At 38.4% G+C, this 22,662-nt stretch carries 20 protein-coding genes; 13 read left to right on the top strand and 7 right to left on the bottom strand.

Annotated elements, in window-relative coordinates; all coding sequences use genetic code 11:
* Position 1 precedes the first annotated feature (1 nt).
* From pyrF to miaA, 7 genes are all read left to right on the top strand, one after another.
* On the top strand, positions 2–826 hold the full coding sequence (gene pyrF / locus JCM17102_RS05180; RefSeq protein WP_025074270.1) for an orotidine-5'-phosphate decarboxylase: 825 nt from the start codon (positions 2–4) through the stop codon (positions 824–826).
* A gap of 7 nt (positions 827–833) precedes the next feature.
* Positions 834–2,063, top strand: a complete 1,230-nt coding sequence (locus tag JCM17102_RS05175; RefSeq protein ID WP_025074269.1) for an HD domain-containing protein — start codon at positions 834–836, stop codon at positions 2,061–2,063.
* 82 nt (positions 2,064–2,145) lie between these two features.
* On the top strand, positions 2,146–3,186 hold the full coding sequence (lpxD, locus tag JCM17102_RS05170) for a UDP-3-O-(3-hydroxymyristoyl)glucosamine N-acyltransferase (protein ID WP_025074268.1): 1,041 nt from the start codon (positions 2,146–2,148) through the stop codon (positions 3,184–3,186).
* Between the two features lie 3 nt (positions 3,187–3,189).
* Positions 3,190–4,575: a bifunctional UDP-3-O-[3-hydroxymyristoyl] N-acetylglucosamine deacetylase/3-hydroxyacyl-ACP dehydratase gene (locus tag JCM17102_RS05165; protein WP_025074267.1), complete on the top strand. Its 1,386-nt coding sequence runs from the start codon at positions 3,190–3,192 to the stop codon at positions 4,573–4,575.
* 20 nt (positions 4,576–4,595) lie between these two features.
* On the top strand, positions 4,596–5,363 hold the full coding sequence (gene lpxA, locus JCM17102_RS05160) for an acyl-ACP--UDP-N-acetylglucosamine O-acyltransferase (protein WP_025074266.1): 768 nt from the start codon (positions 4,596–4,598) through the stop codon (positions 5,361–5,363).
* Positions 5,364–5,385: 22 nt separating this feature from the next.
* Positions 5,386–5,940: an IS1096 element passenger TnpR family protein gene (locus tag JCM17102_RS05155; protein WP_025074265.1), complete on the top strand. Its 555-nt coding sequence runs from the start codon at positions 5,386–5,388 to the stop codon at positions 5,938–5,940.
* Between the two features lie 157 nt (positions 5,941–6,097).
* Entirely contained in the window at positions 6,098–7,000 is a 903-nt protein-coding gene (miaA, locus tag JCM17102_RS05150; protein ID WP_025074264.1) for a tRNA (adenosine(37)-N6)-dimethylallyltransferase MiaA, read from the top strand.
* Between the two features lie 56 nt (positions 7,001–7,056).
* Here miaA and JCM17102_RS05145 read toward each other — a convergent pair whose 3' ends face one another.
* From JCM17102_RS05145 to JCM17102_RS05135, 3 genes are all read right to left on the bottom strand, one after another.
* On the bottom strand, positions 7,057–8,673 hold the full coding sequence (locus JCM17102_RS05145) for a M56 family metallopeptidase (RefSeq protein WP_025074263.1): 1,617 nt from the start codon (positions 8,671–8,673) through the stop codon (positions 7,057–7,059).
* Between the two features lie 28 nt (positions 8,674–8,701).
* Complete coding sequence (locus JCM17102_RS05140; protein WP_025074262.1) at positions 8,702–9,070, bottom strand: BlaI/MecI/CopY family transcriptional regulator; 369 nt, start codon at positions 9,068–9,070, stop codon at positions 8,702–8,704.
* Between the two features lie 249 nt (positions 9,071–9,319).
* Positions 9,320–9,625, bottom strand: coding sequence for a G protein-coupled receptor family protein (locus JCM17102_RS05135; protein ID WP_025074261.1), 306 nt, complete (start codon positions 9,623–9,625; stop codon positions 9,320–9,322).
* A gap of 291 nt (positions 9,626–9,916) precedes the next feature.
* On the opposite strand from JCM17102_RS05135, the gene JCM17102_RS05130 reads away from it, so the two are divergent.
* From JCM17102_RS05130 to JCM17102_RS05120, 3 genes are all read left to right on the top strand, one after another.
* On the top strand, positions 9,917–12,127 hold the full coding sequence (locus JCM17102_RS05130) for a S9 family peptidase (protein WP_025074260.1): 2,211 nt from the start codon (positions 9,917–9,919) through the stop codon (positions 12,125–12,127).
* The gene (gene lipA, locus JCM17102_RS05125; RefSeq protein WP_025074259.1) at positions 12,127–12,975 is read left to right on the top strand and encodes a lipoyl synthase; all 849 of its coding nucleotides are present in this window, start codon (positions 12,127–12,129) and stop codon (positions 12,973–12,975) included. Before JCM17102_RS05130 ends, lipA begins: the two co-directional genes overlap by 1 nt.
* Before the next feature lie 64 nt (positions 12,976–13,039).
* Complete coding sequence (locus JCM17102_RS05120) at positions 13,040–14,161, top strand: hypothetical protein (RefSeq protein WP_025074258.1); 1,122 nt, start codon at positions 13,040–13,042, stop codon at positions 14,159–14,161.
* On the opposite strand, the gene JCM17102_RS05115 is transcribed toward JCM17102_RS05120, so the two are convergent.
* The 3 genes from JCM17102_RS05115 to JCM17102_RS05105 are packed head-to-tail and all read right to left on the bottom strand — an operon-like array spanning position 14,127 to position 16,741.
* Positions 14,127–14,831, bottom strand: a complete 705-nt coding sequence (locus JCM17102_RS05115; RefSeq protein ID WP_025074257.1) for an SAM-dependent methyltransferase — start codon at positions 14,829–14,831, stop codon at positions 14,127–14,129. The two genes, JCM17102_RS05120 and JCM17102_RS05115, sit on opposite strands and share 35 nt — an antisense overlap.
* Before the next feature lie 43 nt (positions 14,832–14,874).
* Positions 14,875–15,879, bottom strand: a complete 1,005-nt coding sequence (locus tag JCM17102_RS05110; RefSeq protein ID WP_025074256.1) for a gliding motility protein GldB-related protein — start codon at positions 15,877–15,879, stop codon at positions 14,875–14,877.
* Between the two features lie 4 nt (positions 15,880–15,883).
* Positions 15,884–16,741 carry an enoyl-ACP reductase FabI gene (locus JCM17102_RS05105; protein ID WP_025074255.1) on the bottom strand — a complete coding sequence of 286 codons (858 nt, stop codon included), beginning with the start codon at positions 16,739–16,741 and terminating at the stop codon, positions 15,884–15,886.
* A 145-nt stretch (positions 16,742–16,886) separates the two neighbouring features.
* On the opposite strand from JCM17102_RS05105, the gene JCM17102_RS05100 reads away from it, so the two are divergent.
* Together JCM17102_RS05100 and JCM17102_RS05095 are read left to right on the top strand one after the other, a co-directional pair.
* Entirely contained in the window at positions 16,887–18,107 is a 1,221-nt protein-coding gene (locus JCM17102_RS05100; protein WP_025074254.1) for a DUF4861 domain-containing protein, read from the top strand.
* Between the two features lie 40 nt (positions 18,108–18,147).
* Complete coding sequence (locus JCM17102_RS05095; RefSeq protein WP_025074253.1) at positions 18,148–18,795, top strand: HAD family hydrolase; 648 nt, start codon at positions 18,148–18,150, stop codon at positions 18,793–18,795.
* Positions 18,796–19,066: 271 nt separating this feature from the next.
* Here JCM17102_RS05095 and JCM17102_RS05090 read toward each other — a convergent pair whose 3' ends face one another.
* Positions 19,067–21,145 carry a BT4734/BF3469 family protein gene (locus JCM17102_RS05090; protein ID WP_025074252.1) on the bottom strand — a complete coding sequence of 693 codons (2,079 nt, stop codon included), beginning with the start codon at positions 21,143–21,145 and terminating at the stop codon, positions 19,067–19,069.
* 409 nt (positions 21,146–21,554) lie between these two features.
* On the opposite strand from JCM17102_RS05090, the gene JCM17102_RS05085 reads away from it, so the two are divergent.
* Positions 21,555–22,166: an HU family DNA-binding protein gene (locus tag JCM17102_RS05085; protein WP_025074251.1), complete on the top strand. Its 612-nt coding sequence runs from the start codon at positions 21,555–21,557 to the stop codon at positions 22,164–22,166.
* The last annotated feature ends 496 nt before the right edge of the window (positions 22,167–22,662 follow it).

Here is a 22,662-nt window from a genome sequence, read left to right as displayed (position 1 = left end):
TATGGATAAACAACAACTATTTGAAAACATAAAACGCAAAAAATCATTCCTTTGCGTAGGTTTGGATACGGACATTAAAAAGATTCCTGAACATCTATTGAAGGAAGAGGAGCCTATATTTGCTTTTAACAAGGCTATTATCGACGCTACAGCCGATTTATGTATCGCTTACAAACCTAATCTGGCTTTCTATGAGAGCATGGGTGTAAAAGGTTGGATTGCTTTCGAAAAGACAGTGCAATATATTAAAAAGAACTATCCTGATCAATTCATTATCGCTGATGCAAAGCGCGGTGATATCGGGAATACCTCAGCCATGTATGCGCGTACCTTTTTTGAAGAATTAAACATAGATTCAGTAACTGTAGCCCCTTATATGGGTGAAGACAGTGTGACTCCATTCCTTACTTACGAAGGAAAATGGGTTATTCTGTTAGCACTGACTTCAAACAAAGGTTCTCACGACTTCCAATTGACAGAAGATGTAAACGGTGAACGTTTGTTTGAAAAAGTACTGCGTAAATCACAAGAATGGGCCAGCGAAGACCGCATGATGTATGTGGTAGGTGCTACTCAGGGGCGCGCTTTCGAAGATATTCGTAAGATTGTTCCTAATCATTTTTTATTGGTTCCTGGTGTAGGTGCTCAAGGTGGTTCACTTGATGAAGTATGTAAATACGGCATGAACAGTACTTGTGGACTGATTGTTAATTCTTCGCGGGGTATTATCTACGTAGATAAAACAGAAAAGTTTGCAGAAGCTGCCCGCAAAGCTGCACAAGAAGTACAGGCACAAATGGCTGAACAACTAAAAGCGATTCTCTAAAAAACGAATGCCTTACGAAAGAAAGATAATCAATGACCCGGTATTTGGGTTTATCAATATCCCAAAGGGGTTGTTATACGATATTGTACGACACCCCCTTTTGCAGCGTCTCACCCGTATCAAGCAAGTAGGACTCTCTTCAGTGGTGTATCCTGGAGCACAGCATACCCGTTTCCAACATTCCTTAGGCGCTTTTTACCTGATGAGTGAAGCCATCACACAATTGGCATCCAAAGGAAACTTTATCTTTGATAGTGAAGCGGAAGCAGTACAAGCCGCTATCTTGTTGCATGATATAGGTCATGGTCCTTTCTCACACGTACTTGAAGATACCATCGTCAAAGGGGTTTCTCATGAAGAGATTTCCTTGATGCTTATGGAGCGAATGAACAAAGATATGAATGGACAACTCAACCTTGCCATTCAAATTTTCAAAGATGAATATCCGAAGCGTTTTCTGCACCAGCTTGTTAGCGGTCAATTGGATATGGACAGACTTGATTATCTTCGTCGGGATAGTTTTTACACAGGTGTTACGGAAGGGAACATCGGTTCTGCGCGTATTATCAAAATGCTCGATGTAGCTGATGACCGGTTGGTTATCGAATCTAAAGGAATTTATTCCATCGAGAACTTTCTTACAGCGCGCCGCTTAATGTACTGGCAAGTATATCTGCATAAGACTTCAGTAGCCTATGAGCGAATGCTGATCAGTACATTGCTTCGTGCCAAAGAACTAGCCTCTCAAGGAATAGAATTATTTGCTTCACCTGCATTACATTTTTTCTTATATAACGATATTAATCATAAAGAATTCTATAGCAATTCTGCCTGTCTGGAACAATTTATCAAACTAGATGACAATGATATTTGGACGGCATTAAAAGTATGGAGTTCTCATCCGGATAAAGTTCTTTCGACTTTAAGTTTGGGAATGATTAATCGTAACATCTTTAAAGTGGAGATTTCTTCCGAACCCATCGGTGAGGACAGAATAAAAGAGTTGACTTTGCAAATCAGTCAACAACTAGACATACCCTTTTCCGAAGCGAATTATTTCGTCTCTACCCCCAGCATCGAAAAGAATATGTACGACCCGGCCGATGACAGTATTGACATTATCTATAAAGACGGCACTATCAAAAATATTGCCGAAGCATCGGATATGCTAAATATCTCTTTGCTATCTAAAAAGGTAAAGAAATACTATCTCTGCTATCATAGATTGCATACATAAGTATAAAATATTCATTCAATAGTACGGAAATCTGAAAAAAAAAGTCCGTTATTTGTGAACTAATTAAATTTAAAATAAAGACATGGAGTTCTCGGCTAAGCAAATTGCAGCATTTATCCAAGGGGAAATCGTAGGAGATGAAAATGCAACGGTACATACATTCGCCAAGATTGAGGAGGGAATGCCCGGAGCTATTTCTTTCCTATCAAACCCTAAATATACACCTTACATATACGATACACAATCCAGTATTGTATTGGTAAATAAGGACTTTGTTCCCGAGCAAGAAATTAAAACAACTCTTATCAAAGTAGACAATGCTTATGAAAGCCTTGCAAAGTTGCTTAATCTCTACGAAATGAGTAAGCCTAAAAAGCAAGGAATCGATTCATTAGCTTTTGTTGCACCTAGTGCCAAAATTGGTGAGAACGTATATATAGGTGCTTTCGCATACATCGGCGAAAATACCATTATTGGTGATAATACCCAGATTTACCCGCATACTTTCATTGGAGATGGCGTGAAAATAGGCAATAGTTGTCTGCTTTATTCTAATGTAAATGTTTATCATGACTGTCGCATCGGTAATGAATGTATTGTACATTCAGGTGCTGTAATAGGAGCTGACGGGTTTGGTTTCGCTCCCACATCAAACGGTTATGATAAGATTCCGCAGATTGGTATTGTCATTCTGGAAGATAAAGTTGATATAGGCGCCAATACTTGTATAGACCGTGCAACAATGGGAGCTACAGTGATACATAGTGGTGCTAAAATAGATAATCTTGTGCAGATTGCACATAATGATGAAATCGGTTCGCACACAGTTATGGCTGCTCAGGTAGGTATTGCCGGTTCAACCAAAATTGGAGAATGGTGTATGTTTGGTGGACAAGTAGGTATTGCCGGACATATCAAAGTAGGCGATCGTGTTAATTTAGGAGCACAATCCGGTGTACCAAGCAGTATCAAACCGGATAGTGTACTTATCGGAACACCTCCTATGGAACCCAAACCCTACTTCAAGGCTGCTGTTATGGCAAAGAAATTGCCGGATATGTACACAGAACTGAATAATCTACGCAAGGAATTGGAAGAATTAAAACAACAATTAAATAAGTAACCAATGCTGAAACAAAAAACGCTGAAAGATAGCTTTTCACTGAGCGGGAAAGGTCTTCACACTGGACTTGATCTCACTGTTACATTTAATCCTGCCCCGGATAATCATGGATATAAAATACAACGTATTGATCTGGAGGGAGCACCAACTATTGATGCAGTAGCCGACAACGTAACAGAAACGACTCGTGGTACTGTGTTATCAAAAAATGGAGTTAAAGTAAGCACTATAGAGCATGGTATGGCAGCCCTTTATGCATTGGGCATTGATAACTGTCTTATCCAAGTCAATGGTCCGGAATTTCCCATTCTGGATGGTAGTGCACAATATTATGTTCAAGAAATTGAACGTGTAGGAACAGTAGAACAAAGTGCTGTTAAAGACTTTTATATCATCAAATCGAAAATTGAATTTCGTGACGAAGAGACCGGTTCCTCGATCATTGTACTACCTGACGAGAATTTTAGTTTGAACGTACTGGTTTCGTATGATTCAATGATCATCCCGAATCAGTTTGCTACACTTGAAGATATGAACAAGTTCAAAGACGAAGTGGCTGCCAGCCGTACATTCGTCTTTGTTCGCGAAATAGAACCTCTTCTTGCTGCAGGCTTGATCAAAGGAGGTGACTTGGACAATGCAATTGTTATCTACGAACGCAAAATGTCGCAGGAAAGTTATGATAAGCTGGCAGATATCATGGGAGTACCTCACATGGATGCTAGCCAACTGGGATACATCAACCACAAACCACTGGTTTGGGCGAATGAATGTGCCCGTCATAAACTGCTAGATGTTATTGGTGACCTTGCATTGATTGGTAAACCAATCAAAGGCCGTATTATCGCGACTCGTCCCGGTCATACAATCAACAATAAGTTTGCCCGTCAGATGAGAAAAGAAATCCGTCTGCACGAAATTCAGGCACCAACTTACGATTGCAATCGTGAACCAGTGATGGATGTAAACCGCATTCGTGAATTATTGCCCCATCGTTATCCATTCCAATTAGTGGATAAGGTGATCGAAATCGGTGCTAACTACATCATAGGTGTTAAGAACGTAACAGGTAATGAGCCCTTCTTCCAGGGACATTTCCCGCAAGAGCCCGTAATGCCGGGAGTACTTCAAGTTGAAGCAATGGCACAAACTGGTGGACTACTTGTTCTGAACTCTGTAGACGAACCGGAACGTTATTCTACCTATTTCATGAAAATAGATGGAGTTAAATTCCGCCAGAAAGTAGTTCCCGGAGACACATTAGTTTTCCGCGTAGAATTACTAGCTCCGATCCGTCGAGGAATCTCTACAATGAAAGGGTATGCATTTGTTGGCGAGAAAGTAGTTTGCGAAGCTGAATTTATGGCACAGATAGTAAAAAACAAGTAATTCATAATTAAGTATTTAAGATGATAAGTTCCTTAGCGTATATTCATCCCGAAGCAAAGATCGGAGAAAACGTAGAAATTGCGCCTTTTGTATTTATTGATAAAAACGTGGTAATCGGCGATAATAATAAGATTATGGCTAATGCCAATATTTTATATGGTTCACGCATCGGTAATGGAAATACAATCTTTCCGGGAGCCGTTATCGGAGCCATTCCTCAAGATCTGAAATTCCAGGGAGAAGAAACCACCGCGGAAATAGGAGATAACAACCTGATTCGTGAGAATGTAACGATTAACCGCGGTACAGCCGCTAAAGGGCGTACAATTGTAGGTAGCAATAACTTGCTGATGGAAGGTATGCATGTTGCTCATGATGCATTAATCGGTAACGGTTGCATCATTGGTAATTCGACCAAAATGGCAGGAGAAATTGTAATTGATGATAACGCTATTATTAGCGCTAACGTACTGATGCACCAGTTCTGCCATGTGGGTGGTCATGTGATGATTCAGGGAGGATGTCGTTTTAGCAAAGATATTCCTCCGTATATCATTGCGGGACGTGAACCAATTGCTTTCTGCGGGATCAACATTATCGGTCTCCGTCGTCGGGGATTCTCTAATGAAACGATTGAAAGTATCCACAATGCTTATCGTATTATCTATCAAAGCGGTCTGAATACGACTGATGCATTGAAGAAGATCGAAAATGAATTTGAAAAGAGTCCGGAAATTGATTATATTGTCAATTTTATACGCAGCTCAGAGCGTGGAATTATAAAATAACATAGTTCAAAATAGTCATATTATGATATACAGATTTACCATTATATCTGATGAAATTGACGATTTTGTCAGAGAAATACAAATTGATCCGGAAGCTACATTTTATGACTTCCATGAAGCAATACTAAAATCAGTAGGTTATACCAATGATCAGATGACTTCTTTCTTTATCTGCGATGAAGATTGGGAAAAAGAAAAAGAAGTGACTTTGGAAGAGATGGACGATAATCCTGAAATGGATAGTTGGGTAATGAAAGAAACTGCTATTAGTGAATTAGTGGAAGATGAAAAACAAAAACTGCTTTATGTATTCGACTACATGACAGAACGCTGTTTCTTTATTGAATTGACCGAAATCATCACAGGAAAAGATATGAATGGTGCCAAATGCACCATGAAAGCTGGTAATGCTCCCAAGCAAATTGTAGATTTTGAGGAAATGGCTACCAGCAGTGGATCGCTCGACCTTGACGAAAACTTCTACGGTGATCAAGATTTTGATATGGAAGACTTTGATCAGGAAGGTTTCGACATAGGTGGTGATGCAAACACTTCTTTTGACGAAGAAAAGTTTTAACAAGCAAGTACCAATCCATTTGGGTACTTCTAAAATCACAAAATAAGTTACGAATTACACGAATAATGTCTCAAATTTATTCGTGTAATTCGTAACTAAAAGATATTAAGTTACTTTTCCTCAGTTTCACCCTCAACTCTCATTCTTCATTTATTTTATGCCCACTCTCATTGTATTAATCGGACCAACCGGTGTAGGAAAGACAGAATTAAGTCTACAACTGGCAGAATATTACCATACTAGTATTATCTCTGCTGATTCAAGACAATTATATGCAGAGCTTAAAATTGGAACAGCTGCACCCACAATCGACCAACTCCAACGTGTACCTCACCATTTGATAGGTACTCTTCATCTGACCGATTATTATAGTGCAGCTCAGTATGAGGCAGAAGCGATGGTAATTCTGACTCGTCTATTTACTCAACACGAAGTCGTGATTCTTACCGGAGGTTCAATGATGTATGTAGACGCTATATGTAAGGGTATCGATGATATTCCTACAGTTGATATGGAAACCCGGCAGTTAATATTGAAGAAATATGAAGAAGAAGGACTTGAAAGGCTTTGCGCAGAACTACGTTTGTTAGATCCGGAATATTACCGTATCGTAGACTTAAAAAATCCCAAACGAGTGATCCACGCTTTAGAAATTTGCTATATGACTGGCAGAACCTATACATCTTTCCGTACTCAAAAGATAAAACAACGCCCTTTCCGTATTTTGAAAATTGGCCTGACTCGTGATCGTGAAGAACTTTATGACCGTATCAACCGACGCGTTGATCTGATGATGGAAGAAGGACTATTGGAAGAAGTAAAGTCTGTTCTCCCCTACCGTCATCTAAATTCACTTAATACCGTAGGCTATAAAGAGATATTCAAATATCTGGATGGAGAATGTGAGTTACCTTTTGCTATTGAAAAAATCAAACAGAATTCCCGCATCTATTCTCGTAAACAAATAACTTGGTTTAAAAGAGATGAAGAAATACGTTGGTTCCATCCGGATCAAGAAACGGAGATACTCGAGTATCTCCGTCTAGAAATCGGAAATTAATGTTCCCATGGATCTACTCCAATTAAACTCTCAATAGCCAATCATAAACTTTCCCTTTATTTATCAGAAGCCTTTTTACTTAATGTATTTTTCTCATCTGTTACCAATGTGATAATAACAACTCCATCCTTTCCTTTTTCACCATAAATAGACATAGCAGCCTCATCTTTCAAAATAGAAATAGAGTTGATTCTATCTACGGTTATCTTCGACAATTCAACTTGAGAAACCTTTTTATCATCGACTATAAAAAGAGGTTCTTTGTCTTTTGATGCTAAAGAAGCGACTTTCTTTGGGTCTAGATTTTTTCCATTATTACTCTGAAAAAGATTCATTTCATTCGCTACACTTACCATAGAACGTTCCTTTTTCAAAACATTTATAGACTTTTGATTAGCAATCGTCTGTATTAGCCAAACACCATCTTTCCCTTTCTCTCCATACATTTCAAGTGCAACTTTATCCTGTAACACGGTCAAACTCGCTATACTATCCTGAGAAATTCCAGACAATGGCTCATCTCCCACTGCTTCTTTTCCATTAATGATAATCAACGGCTTTTTACCATCTGATTTCATCTTATTTATGGTAGGAGCATATAATACACATGACTCTTCACTGACTGCGAGCGAATCTGCAGAATAGGCCAAAGGCATATGTGATGGTAAACCTGCAATTTTTTGCTTTAGTGAATCCTTATCATTACTTATTTTCTCCACTTTTGCTTCGATAATTGCAGCCAAATCATTAACTTTGACGGTAGAAATTTCTTCAGCTTTTTCTGAGATTTCGGAACGGGCAAAAGCTGTCACTGCAAAGGCTGCTAATGGAAGTACATATATATACTTCAAACGTGCCCATGGACTTGATTTTTCTTTTAACATCATAGTGATACGTTTTTTAAGTTTACTGTGATTAAAGCTGTTGGCCATAGAGTAGAGCCTTGTGCCAACAGCTTTTTTGATTAATAATAATTGATATTCTCTTATATCTATCCCTTTTTTGATTACTGTTTCGTCTGCTTCATATTCATGAATATTCTGCATTTCCTGTTTCAGCAACCACGCACTAGGATTGAACCATTGGAAAAAAATACAAATATCAGCGAGAAGTAAATCTATTGAATGTCGATTATGTAAATGCGCCATTTCATGAAGAAGAATAGCTTTACCATCCTCTTCTAAATCTCTGCGAGAGATAACAATATACTTCATCCAACTGAATGGTGAAATCTCACGCTCATGTACAATTAATGTAATACCTCCTTTTAATTCTTTCCGTTTTCCTGATTTAATCAATAACAATAAACGTGATAAAGAATATAAATTCCGGCATGTGAAATACAAAATCCCGACCCAATAAATGACTAATAAAATTTGTGTCCAAGCTATAGTAATATCCTCCGATTGCGTAGTTACAACATCTACAGAATGTATAGTATCCACCATCACCAATAACTGTTCAACGGTTTGTACAGCTTGATGAACCTCCGTCTCCTGAGTTGTTGTTAGTACTATAATAGGAATGGATAATGATAAAAACAATATTCCCAATAATGCCATCCGGTTGAGTCGATGAAACGTCTCCCGACTTAACAGTAAGCGGTAGAACAAATAAAATAATGACAAACAGATTGCCGATTTCAGAATATATGTATAAAATGAGAGTTCCATAGCATTACTTTATACTTAAGTAAATTCCTTATTTCTTACGATGTGCTTGTTCTACTTCAGCAATTAGCTGCTTCAATTCCTCCAATGAAATATTCTCTTCCTTCACAAGTGAAGAAACAGCGCTCAAATAAGAGTTATTAAAGTATTTGCTAACTACATTTCGTAATGTTCCTTTCCGGAACTCTTCTTCACTAACAATCGCATAATATTGATAAGTATTACCAAAAGTAAAATGAGCTAGAAATCCTTTATCTTCCAGTCCACGTACAATGGTAGAGAGTGTATTGAAATGCGGTTTAGGTTCTTCATAGAACGCTAACATTTCTTTCACAAACAGGGGGCCTTTTTCCCAGAAAAAACCCATGATTTCTTCTTCTTTTGCTGTTAGTCCTTTCATATATTCTACTTTGTTTTTTGCAAAGAACTAGATTTTTTAGTTCACAAACTATTTTTTATAGTTAAAGTAAACTAAAGCTTTTAGTTTATCTATTTAGTTTAATCCAAGTTGAAAAGATTATGGTATAAAATATAAATATGTATATACCTAAAAATGAGACAAACAAAGATTATATTTTAGTAATATTGAACACACCATAAAAAATAATACGCTCAATTTATTTGATATTTATTGCAATACAATGTACAATTAGCATCCCTGGATCTTATCTATAATAAAATCTCCAATAAAAAACAGATCACCAATAAACACTACTCCAAATACTAAAAACGTAAAACAAGTACTCCAACGAGCTTTCACTCCTTCTTCCCCACTTTTTATACGAAGCAAAGAACTATGCAAACAATCACCTGCAATAAATAACACAAACAAACTAGGAATCAAATCACCCCATGAGACTAGCCACAAATTATCCCCTTTCCCCATCAAGAAAGTCAATACTACTGCCAATAGAAAAACGGAAGCATACTGCAAATCTTTTCTTTTTGAATTCATAGCGGTCATTATTTAAAGTACTTTTCACAAAGATATTGAATCTCTTTTATAATCCACACTGAGTTTTTATAAAATTCAGTCACATTACAAAAAAAATCAAAAGTCATCACCGCCAAATTAACTAAACAGCCGCAATTGGATACTAAACAAACATAAAAGTAAAGAAAACAAGAGGTTATCACAAACTAAAAAAGAGCTTGTATTTTGAGGTATCTAAGTTTATTGTTACATTTGCAACATTGAATTATACCATATCCACTACTATAAATAAAATATAAAACGATTCATAAAATGAAAAAAATAAATTTGGCTCTGCTCTTTTGCCTGCTCAGTCTCGCCGGAATGGCACAAGGACAAAAGGCACTTGATCTTAAAGATATCACCACCGGACGTTTTCGTACGGAAAACATCCAAGGAGTAATCCCAATGCTTGATGGTGAACATTACACACAAATGAATGCTAACAGAACACAAATCATCAAGTACTCTTTCCGTACAGGAGAAAAAGTAGAAGTTATCTTTGATGTAAATACCGCTCGTGAATGTAATTTCAAGAGCTTCGACAGTTATCAATTCTCTCCGGACGGAAAACAATTATTGATTGCAACCCAAACAACCCCGATTTATCGGCGTTCTTATACAGCTGTGCATTATATTTACCCTTTAAAACGCAATGATAAAGGAGTTACGACAAACAACATAATTGAACGGCTGTCGGACGGTGGGCCTCAACAAGCCCCCGTCTTTTCTCCGGACGGAACAATGATTGCATTTGTCAGGGACAACAATATTTTCCTCGTAAAAATGCTTTATGGCAACAGTGAAAGTCAGGTTACTGAAGATGGGAAAGTAAACTCAGTTATCAACGGTGTACCGGATTGGGTATATGAAGAAGAGTTCGGATTCAACAGTGCTTTAGAGTTCAGTGCGGATAATACCATGATCGCTTTTATCCGTTTCGATGAATCGGAAGTTCCCTCCTACTCTTTTCCCCTTTTCGCCGGAGAAGCTCCCCGTATTGATGCATTAAAAGATTATCCGGGACAATACAGTTATAAATATCCGAAAGCCGGATATCCCAACTCTAAAGTAGAAGTGCGTACTTATGACATTAAGTCTCACGTTACCCGTACTATGAAACTCCCGATTGATCCAGACGCATATATTCCCCGTATACGCTTTACAAAGGATGCCAGCAAATTGGCTATTATGACATTAAACCGTCATCAGGATCGTTTCGATCTTTATTTTGCAGATCCACGCTCAACACTCTGCAAGTTAATTTTACGCGATGAATCACCTTATTATATAAAGGAGAATGTATTAGATAATATTCAGTTCTATCCGGAAAATTTCAGTTTGCTTAGCGAACGCGATGGATTCAGTCATCTGTATTGGTATAGTATGGGCGGAAACCTGATAAAGAAAGTAACGAATGGTAAATTCGAAGTTAAGGACTTCCTAGGCTATAGTGAAGAAGATGGTTCTTTCTATTTTACTAGTAACGAAGAAAGCCCATTACGTAAAGCAGTCTATAAAATAGATAAAAAAGGGAATAAGATAAAACTTTCTCAACAGGTGGGAACAAATACTCCACTTTTCAGTAAAACGATGAAGTATTATATGAATAAGTTTTCGAACTTAGATACTCCATTGCTTATCACGCTCAATGATAACACTGGTAAAACATTAAAAACACTCATTACCAATGATCCATTGAAACAGGCTTTATCTGGATATGCCATACCGAAAAAGGAATTCTTCTCTTTCCAAACAACAGATGGTGTATCACTCAATGGCTGGATGATGAAACCTGTTGATTTCAGTGCTTCAAAGAAATATCCAGTGCTTATGTACCAATATAGCGGACCTGGTTCTCAACAGGTTCTCGACACTTGGGAGATCAGTTGGGAAACTTACATGGCAAGTCTCGGTTATATCGTAGTATGCGTAGATGGTCGTGGAACCGGAGGTCGTGGAGAAGCATTCGAAAAATGTACTTACCTAAAAATTGGTGTAAAAGAAGCGAAAGATCAGGTGGAAACAGCTCTTTATCTGGGCAAACAACCATATGTAGACAAAGATCGTATTGGAATCTGGGGCTGGAGTTACGGTGGTTATATGACTATCATGAGTATGAGTGAAGGAACTCCGGTATTTAAAGCAGGAGTAGCTGTTGCAGCTCCAACCGACTGGCGTTTCTATGATACAGTATATACCGAACGTTTTATGCGTACTCCGAAAGAAAATTCGGAAGGTTATAAAGAATCTTCTGCATTCACTCGGGCCGACAAGCTACATGGCAACTTATTGCTCGTACATGGTATGGCTGATGATAACGTTCACTTCCAGAACTGTGCAGAATATGCGGAGCAATTAGTACAGCTCGGGAAACAATTCGACATGCAGATATATACGAATCGTAACCATGGCATATATGGTGGAAACACTCGCCAGCATTTATATAACCGGATAACTAACTTCTTCCTGAACAACTTGTAATGACTGATAGAGTACGTAAGCCTGAATGGCTGAAAATCAATATCGGTGCTAACGAACGATATACTGAAACAAAACGAATCGTAGACTCCCACTGCCTGCATACTATATGTAGCAGTGGGCGTTGCCCTAATATGGGTGAATGTTGGGGAAAGGGAACAGCAACATTTATGATTGGAGGTGACATCTGTACCCGTAGCTGCAAATTCTGTAACACGCGAACAGGTCGTCCTCAACCTTTGGACAGTAGCGAACCTACTCATGTTGCCGAATCTATCACTTTGATGAAACTCGACCATGCAGTCATTACCTCTGTCGATCGGGATGACCTATCCGATTTAGGAGCTAACCACTGGGCAAAAACAATCCGGGAAATTAAACGTCTGAACCCTAAAACGACTATTGAAGTGCTTATTCCTGATTTTCAAGGAAAGATGGAATTACTAGATTTGCTCATTGAATCCTGCCCCGACATCATCTCTCATAACATGGAAACGGTACGACGTATCAGTCCATTAGTACGTAGCGCAGCCAATTATGACACTAGTTTAAAAGTCATTGAGCATATTTCACAAAGCGGCACTAAATCGAAAAGTGGTATTATGGTAGGTTTAGGAGAAACTCCCCAGGAAGTAGAAGAGTTGATGGACGATTTATTAAAGGTCGGTTGCCAGATACTTACTATTGGACAATACTTACAACCTAGCCATCGTCATTATCCCGTTGCAGAGTATGTCACCCCTCAACAATTCGCTATTTATAAAACAATCGGTTTAGAAAAAGGATTTAACATTGTAGAGAGCGCTCCACTTGTTCGCTCTTCCTATCATGCAGAGAAACATATACGATAGAAAACAAAACACATTCGCTATTTGTTCTATATGTATAACACCGGCAAATAATGATACAAGAGAGATGAAGCATAAAGGAGTACTATCTTCAGCGTTTAACATGTCATTGGGTTTTATCCCCGTTATTATTTCCATTTTACTGTGTGAATTTATAACGCAAGACACGGCAATTTACATTGGTACAGGTTTGGGTATCGTGGGTATCTATCTATTGCTTCATCGCAAAGGTACACTAATGCCTAATTTCATTCTGTATATATCCACTGGGATATTATGCTTGCTGACGCTTGCCACGTTCATTCCAGGCGACTTTGTTCCTAACGGTGCTCTTCCACTTACATTGGAAGTAAGCGTTCTTATTCCCATACTGATACTCTATATGCACAAAAAAAGATTTATCAATCATTTTTTGCGACAAATAGGTTCTTGTAGCAAACGTTTATATGCCCAAGGGGCGGAATCATCCATAGTCTCTGCTCGTATTGCTTTAATACTCGGAATATTACATTTCTTAATTATCAGCATTGTAGTTGTTTTCCAAGATACTGAGACTCGGACAAGTATGCTTATTCTTTATAAGATACTTCCCCCCTGTGTCTTTATTATTAGCATTTTGTGTAATCAAATTGCCATCCGGTATTTTAATCATTTAATGGCTCATACCGAATATGTTCCTATTGTAAATACCAAAGGAGACGTTATAGGAAAAAGCCTTGCCATCGAAGCAATCAATTATAAAAATGCGTATATAAACCCTGTTATCAGAATAGCCGTTACCACTCACGGAATGTTATTCCTCTGTAACCGATCGATGACTGCCATATTGGATAAAGGAAAAACTGACATACCCATGGAATGTTATCTCCGTTTTGGTGAATCTCTATCAGACGGTGTCGCCCGTTTATTCAATAACGCTTTTCCTCATGTGGATCAATCAATCAAACCTAAATTTAATATCGTCTATCACTTTGAGAATGAAGTAACCAACCGCCTTATTTACCTATTCATAGTAGATATAGAAGACGATTCCATACTTTGCAGCCCACGCTTTAAGAACAGCAAATTATGGAGTTTCAAACAGATAGAGGAAAATTTGGACAAAGGCTTCTTTAGTAGCTGCTTCGAAGAAGAATACGAGCACCTTAAAGATGTTATTTGTATAAGAGAAAAATACAAGGAATCTTAGATAAGTCAGGAAGATTTCCCTTCCAATCCTTTACTGCACGGGTTTGTATATATTCATCGTCACAAGTGATATTAGCAGCAATACAGAGTTTAGTCTGAGGACGACAATTCTGTAAGATATCTTCTATCATCTTATGGTTACGGTAAGGTGTCTCAATAAATAACTGTGTCTGGTTTTCAGTATAAGCCCGTTGTTCCAAAGCTTTCAGTTTTTTCGAACGCTCTCTCGGTTCAATTGGCAGATATCCATGAAACGCAAAGCTTTGTCCATTAAATCCCGAAGCCATCACAGAAAGAATGATAGAAGAAGGTCCGACTAAAGGGACCACTTTCAATTTTTTACGCTGTGCAATGGCAACTACATCTGCTCCCGGATCGGCCACTGCCGGACAGCCCGCTTCGGAGATTACTCCCATAGAAGCGCCATCAATCAATGGTTTCAAATAGCTGGAAATATCTTCAGGAGATGTATGTTTGTTTAATGGATAGAATGTCAATGAGTCAATATCGATATCATGATCAACCTTTTTCAGAAAACGACGAGCCGAACGGATATCTTCGACTATAAAATGCCGGATACCACGAATTATTTCTGCATTATAAGAAGGCAACACCTTCTCAATAGATGTATCACCCAACGTAACAGGTAACAGATAAAGAGCAGTTTCCATTTTTTAATAAAGAGTTAAGAATGAAGAATGAAACTGGATATAGTTAAGAAGCCAGATAACCGGATTCTTTGAACAATTTATGATAATCGGTTATTTCCAGCAAGTCTTTCAGTTTAAGTTCTTTATGTTTCTTCATATAAGAAGCAATAATCTGCGCTCCCATCCAAGTGCCAATTGATGCCGGAGCTTGTTCCCCCAACATATCGATAGCTGCCGCCGGTTGCATATAATACCGGATAATCATCGGGTCGCGTGCATATAGGTGATCATTTGTCAGAATGTAATTCCAAATATCCTTTTCATGTTCCTTACACCATTTATGCTCTTCTTCAGAATATCCTATTGCCTGGCCGATATTATTATACTCCAACAGACTCTGCATCACAAAATGAATCTTTCCATAATGCAGCATCCTGTCGATCAAACATATGCCCTCATGATAATCCAAACCATAACGACTCAAGAGATAAAACACAAAACAATCCGGAGCAATTCGTTCCGGACGCATGGAACGACACTGATAATCGTAATAAAAACGCTTATAAAGAGGATAATCTTCCCCCATATATTTATCAAGGCTGATTCCCAACAAGGTATCCACTACAACGATGGACTCGTTAAATGCCGACACTTGTGAATAAATAAACGGCACTTTCATCTCAGGAACTTCCTTTTTTAGTTTCCGAAAGCCTTTATTCAAATCTTTCTCCACTGCATCCAGATTAGGAAACTTCTTATCTACATCGTTCAGCAAACGAATCAAAATAGTATCCGAATAATAACTCTGTAAGCGTTGAGAAATAGCATCATCTCTTACTTGACCTATCGACAACACATCTTCTATCAAGATTTTGGTAGGTTGCTGATAGTTCATTATCAATTTTTGTTTAGCAGAAAAGCTGTTAGAGCGAACATATTCGCTCAACAGCTTATCATATCTTAGAACAGAAATCTCTTCTTCCTTCTGCCCGTTCGTCCATGTGCTTATTCCACAGGAGGTAAAAAGGATACATATTAATACAACCAGAAGAGAGATCCGTAGTTTCATCTTTTTATCCGTAAATAATATTACCGTTTTCGTCCATATATTCATCCAGACCTTTCTCATAAGTGGCCATTGCACGAAGACTCATACCTACACTAGAGAACCCGCCATCATGGAAAAGATTCTGCATTGTAACCTTACGGGTAAGATCAGAAAACATAACGATGCAATAATCAGCACATTCGTCAGCAGTTGCATTTCCCAATGGAGACATACGATTTGCAAAGTCATACAACTTATCCATACCTTTTACACCCGAACCGGCTGTAGTGAAAGTAGGCGACTGAGATATTGTATTCACACGTACGCTATGTTCACGTCCGTAAATGTAACCAAAACTACGTGCAATAGACTCCAGCAATGCTTTTGCATCTGCCATATCATTGTATCCATAGAATGTACGCTGTGCAGCCACATAACTCAATGCCACGATAGATCCATAATCAGCAATAGCATTCAACTTCTTAGCAGCCTGAATCATTTTATGAAATGAAACAGCTGAAATATCCAATGTTTTATCCAACATTCCATAATCAAGGTCATCGTAAGTACGTTTCTTGCGCACATTGGGAGACATACCGATAGAGTGAAGAACAAAGTCTATTTGCCCATTCAATATGTCCATAGAGGTTTTGAATACATTCGACAAATCCTCCACGTTAGTCGCATCTGCAGGAATGACCTGACAATTCAATTTCTCTGCCAATGCATTAACTTCACCCATACGGATAGCCATTGGAGTATTTGATAATGTAATAGTTGCACCTTCTTCTACAGCACGCTCTGCTACTTTCCAAGCAATTGACTGGTCGTTAAGAGCACCGAAGATTATACCTCTTTTTCCTTTCAACAAGTTGTAACTCATATCTTATAACAGTTAAATTTTGTGCAAAGATAGAAACTTTCTGCATAAAAACACGCAAAGTGTGTAAATAAGTGAACACCCTGCCGGTTTTTCAATTATTTTTGCATCATAAAAACATAAAAGTATTATAATCATCTTCCGAATCATGATAAATAATTTCATCATCACCACACTTTTAATAGGCTGTTGTTCACTGCCACTGAATGCACAAAAACAAGAAAAGTCACTGACCATAGAAGTCAGCAATAACTGGGAACATGCAAAGACAGATGCAGCCGTTGTTATCAATCTACAGAAACTAAAAGTAGGATTTAAAATAAAATCAGCCGTTGTAACGGAAGAGAATATAGAAATACCTTCTCAACTTGATGACATGGACAGAGATCACAAGATGGACGAGCTCGTGTTCGTTACCGATCTTCCGGCTCAAGGAAAAAAGACTTTTAAAGTTATGCTCTCTTCGGAAAAAAGTTCCAAGACTTATCCGGCACGTGTTTACTCGGAAATGTTTATTGCAGAGCCACGAAAAAACAGACACCAATCGGTACAATCTATCACAGTGCCCGGTTCAAGTGAGATCTATAATATGATACGTCCGCATGGTCCGGTTCTGGAATCCGAATTGGTGGGATATCGTCTTTACTTTAACGAGAAACAGACACCGGATATTTACGGTAAGTTCAACAAAGGTCTTGAAATCAAAGAGTCTCAGTTCTATCCTACAGACGCGCAATTAGCAAAAGGATTCGGTGACGACGTACTCCGCGTATTTGATAGTTGCGGACCAGGAGCTTTCAAAGGTTGGAATGGAAAGAAAGCAACACATATCACTCCCGTGGATACCCGTACCGAACGTATTATATCTTACGGACCTGTTCGTGTAATTGCAGAGATTGAAGTTACAGGATGGAAATATCAAGGTGCTGAACTGAACATGATGACACGTTACCCCCTTTATGCCGGACATCGTGACCTGCATATTGAAGCCTTTTTTGACGAGCCATTAAAAAATGAAACTTTCTGTACAGGCGTACAAGATATTATCGGATCTGTTTCATACTCAGACCACAAAGGATTAGTGGGCAGTTGGGGAACGGACTGGCCCGTAAATGATACTGTCAAATATGCCAAAGAAACGGTTGGGCTGGGAACATGTATTCCTCAACGTTACGTTCAATCGGAAGAGAAAGACAAAGATAACTATCTGTATACGGTTGGTGCACCGCAGGCCAATTATTTCGATTATTACACTACTTTCACCTCTATGAAAGAGACTTTCGGATATAAAACACCTGAAGCGTGGTTCGCCTATCTTCTCCAATGGAAAGAAGAATTAGATCATCCGATAAAAATCAAAGTTAAGTAAATGAATCTTTAGTTACACATAATTGACATTCAAAATCACAATGAAAAAACTAGTTATATTCGACTTAGACGGTACTTTACTCAATACAATTGCCGACTTGGCACATAGTACTAATTATGCTTTAAATAAATTAGGATATCCTACTCATGAAATTGACCAATATCACTTCATGGTAGGAAATGGAATCAATAAACTCTTTGAACGGGCACTTCCCGAAGGAGAGAAAAGTGAAGAGAATGTACTTCGTGTCCGCAAGCAATTTATCCCTTACTACGATCAACATAATGCAGATGATAGTTGCCCTTATCCCGGTATTCCCGAATTATTATCCAATTTGCAAACTGCCGGTATTCAGTTAGCCGTTGCTTCTAATAAATATCATTCGGCAACACAAAAGCTGATTGAACATTATTTCCCCGAAATCCATTTTACAGCAGTGTTTGGTCAACGCGAAGGAAGGAATGTGAAACCTGATCCGACCATCGTTTTTGACATACTAAAAATAGCCAGCGTAGACAAAAAAGAAGTGCTCTATGTGGGAGATTCAGGAGTAGATATGCAAACAGCCGCTAATGCCGGAATTACTGCCTGTGGAGTTACATGGGGATTTCGTCCACGAACTGAACTGGAAAAGTTCAATCCCTCTTATATTGTAGATTCCGCCGAGAAGATTAAGGAATATATCTGATAACTCAATAAGGAAATACACTTTTTCAATGGCTTCTCTCTAATATTAATTTTCTATACTAGATTATAAACCAACAGTTACAACTTGAACTCAAGGCACTCTATGATTTATAAGTCCTTTTTATTGTCACTTGTCACTTTTTATAGTTAAGTCACTAATAATCAACAGAAAATTAGTGACAACAGGCAGTGACAATAAAGTGATAATAGAAAAATATCAGTTTCTATTGTCACTTTATTGCCACTAATTTTTATATTATCATTCACTCATTTTACAACTTAACTACCCGATATACAGTCCCTTTGTTGGTGTGTCTTGAAGGTATTCCGGCTTTTTGAAGCAATCTTCCAAAGTGATTTGCTTTGCCGGAAGACAAAGAAATAGTCGTCCTTTTTTGCAAATAATCCAGAATTTCCATCGGAGAAAGGAACTCTCCTTCCCGATCATCTCCTGCAGCCTTGAAATAATGATAAAACAACTGAATAGCAGGAGGCGTCTGCTCAAACTCCCGGTTACTTTGCTTCAAAATATCCTCATCTTTCTCATCAAACCAATACCGTTCCCCATGATAAATCTCATACATCGCCTGTGCATACAACTGCTGATAGTCAATCGGGCGAGTCGTATCAATAGCATCTTTTACCTCAATACAGATAAAACGACGACTACCCGAAGGATCAGTCAGCAAATCCTTTTGATTGCTAGTGGCAATAAATGAAGCATAACGTTGCAGTTCCTGTACCGAATTTCCGTAAGGTTTGCGAAGATTAACTACCGGCTTTTGCAAAATATGTTTCAAGAAACCTTGTTGCGTAAGAGTTATCTGATCAAATTCATCAATATTAATCAACGCAAAGCGATTCAGATACATTTCCGCATCCCGCTTTCGGCTGAAATCAATGCTATCGGTATAATAACCACGAAGTTCGGGTGGTATCAAATCTCGGCAAAAGGTAGATTTATGAGTTCCCTGTGCCCCCACCAATAAGGGAGAAGTACTGTTTGCATACTGTTTATCAAGCCCTCGCCAATGCAACACCATATTCAGAAACCAACGATGAAAAAGCATGTTCCAATGTGGATTATCACAAGGAACACGGGCTGCCAATTCCGTTATCCGATCTTTCCGATCCCAATTGGGAAGATGAAAGATAAATTCTTCTAACGGATTATAAACAGGTACACGATTTGAATACAAATAACGATCCACATCACGATCCCATACCGCAATACCTTCACTTTGTGCATCCAATAGGATACTATTCTGCATCCGCTTATCCAACGGCCGGAAACGAAAATAGAACGAACAACGATCCCGATATTCAACCTCTCCTATCTGTGTGTTGTACCGGAATTCATAACGTCGATTCATAAATTCTTCCGTTTGCAAAGCAAGGTATTGTTCTTTTGTCAGTCCATCCTTCTTACCGAAACCTTTGCACTCCTTATATACATTTCCTATCATCGCGCGGACCAGCATTGCTTGTGCGGCAACATAATACCGATGAATAGTCCTTCGAGTCACCTCTTCTTCAGGAATACCGGAAAGAAAACAATTCCTAGCCAGCTGTATCACCAAAGATTGTAAATCTGTCTCCGGTGTCCACCCATCCTTCATTTCTTCCAACGTTTTCCGCAAAGCTGCTTCGTAAAGTAATGCTAATGCGTCTTTTGCATCATACCCGGGTACAATACGTTGCCAAGGAGATTTCTCTGCAACTGCTTTTTCGCGGTAAGTTGTTTCCTTAGGCATCCCCAAAGGTTGAGATAGATAGAAAGCGACGGAATTCGCCCGATAAAAAGGTTCGGGATCATAACTCAATCGCGAATATTGTTCCAAGGTAGGTTCTTTCAACTGAATGTCGAAAGGAATTTGGGGTTGGTAACACTTCACAGCCAACCGATAAGCATGAGCCTGAAAGATTTCCGCTTCCTCCAAAGTCTGAGGTAATGTTCCATCCGGACGAGTGAAACATGTCCATATCTTAACCGATTTTCCACTCGACCCCATGAAGGAAAACATGGTTTGCGGCAGTTCCGCCGCTTTTCTCTTCACCAACTCGACTTCTGCCTTTCCAGCCAACGGACCGACACTTAGTTCAACAACTCCATTGTATGTTTTCATACGCCTTACGCCATTAATACGTCCGAAGACGGCAGCAGGCATTACTTTAGGAAGCTTTTGAGCTAACATACAAGTATCTCCGGGTAAAACATAATGCAGGGCCTGGCGTAATCCGGTGACCGGACATGTCTTTATCTCTGTTTTTATTTTCTCCTTCAACAAATCAAACTCTATTATACTCAACGCTTCTACGCCTTCTTTCTCCCTGATTTGTGTTATCTTCATTTTTTCTTATTGAATATTTATATATCCTTCAAAGATAGATAAATTAATAGCACAAAACCAATCTTTTCACCTCTTTATTTTAGTTGAATAAATTCAGCATATAAAATTGCGAAATTCCCTTTATTTAAAAGAAAATAAACCATTTATTTAGTTGTTTTAAAGCTTCAATTAATGTATCTTTGCAATGATAAAAATCGTTTTACGTACATAGTCCCATCGGCCCACGTACGTGATCCTTTGAGTTCACGTACATCATCCGAATGGTTCACGTACATGAAACGAGAACGTGCACCTTACAAAAAACATTAGTCGAGCCTTGTCAGCACATTAAGGTTACTAGTATTTGTTCTACTACACGCAGTATCAGTTGAATAACAATTCTATTAACTAACAAAAAACAAGTAATGCAATGGCAGCAGATTATGATTTTCGAAGAAAACCAAATGAGAATGGAGACGGGGAAATCCAACCTTTATATCCCCGAATTGTATCGAAAGGAACGATAGATAGCAAACAACTGTTTCGTGAGATAGCAGAAGCTTCTTCTTTTACGGAGGGGGATTTAGCTGGTATCATGGTATCTCTCCAAGAGAAAGTTTCTTATTATTTAAGTGAAGGTTATCATGTCAAACTGGGGGAATTCGGATATTTCTCCGCAAGCCTGAAAGCACGTCCGGTGATGGATAAAAAAGAGATTCGCTCAGTATCGATTTCTTTCGATAATGTGAATTTCAGAGCTACAAGATGGTTTCGCAGACGTAGTTCGGGAACGGTATCCCGTGCTAAGTCCGGTTTTCAACAATCATCGGATATACCGGAAGAAACAAGACATTCCCGACTTAAAGCGTTTTTAACCAAGAATCATTTTATCACCCGCAGAGAATATACTCAAATAACAGGTTTATTGAAGGGGAAAGCACTGCGGGAACTCAATAATCTAGTGGATAAAGGGATTCTTACCACTCGGGGAAGCGGTAATAGAATTGTCTATTTAATGGCTGACAATCAAATATTTAAATAACAAATTTGCTAAATAGTAGTGACAATAGAAATGTTATGAATCTCTATTGTCACTCTATTGTCACTTGTCTATTATCACCAATTTACTATTGATTATCTGATACTTAATTCCGAAAAGTGACAAATGACAATAAATAGTGGCTTTATATTCCCTAGAACTTAGATCATACATGAATCTAGCCACACCTAACTGCTACGCAAAAGTAATATGTTAGCATTAGTTTCTTTTTACTTAGCACAAGCACCCAAAGTTTAGTTCCATCCTCATTTTCACCTTTTTACATATCCCCTACCCTTCCTATGGCAACAACCTCCCTTATCCTTTCTTATCTATTATCACTTACTAGTAAACATCAACAGTTATACACATATTAGTTAAATGATGTCAATATACTAACCCGCCTGTTATTTCGCGGAATATAGTTAGTATATTTGTACCATTCAATACTTTTTTAGTATAAATAAAAGAAAGGGGTGTTTGCTAGACGCAAACATAC

It is taken from the genome of Bacteroides faecichinchillae JCM 17102, assembly GCF_000614145.1.
Lineage (GTDB): Bacteria > Bacteroidota > Bacteroidia > Bacteroidales > Bacteroidaceae > Bacteroides > Bacteroides faecichinchillae.
Note: the sequence above shows the minus strand (reverse complement) of the source record. Positions and strands in the feature narration are given on the sequence as shown.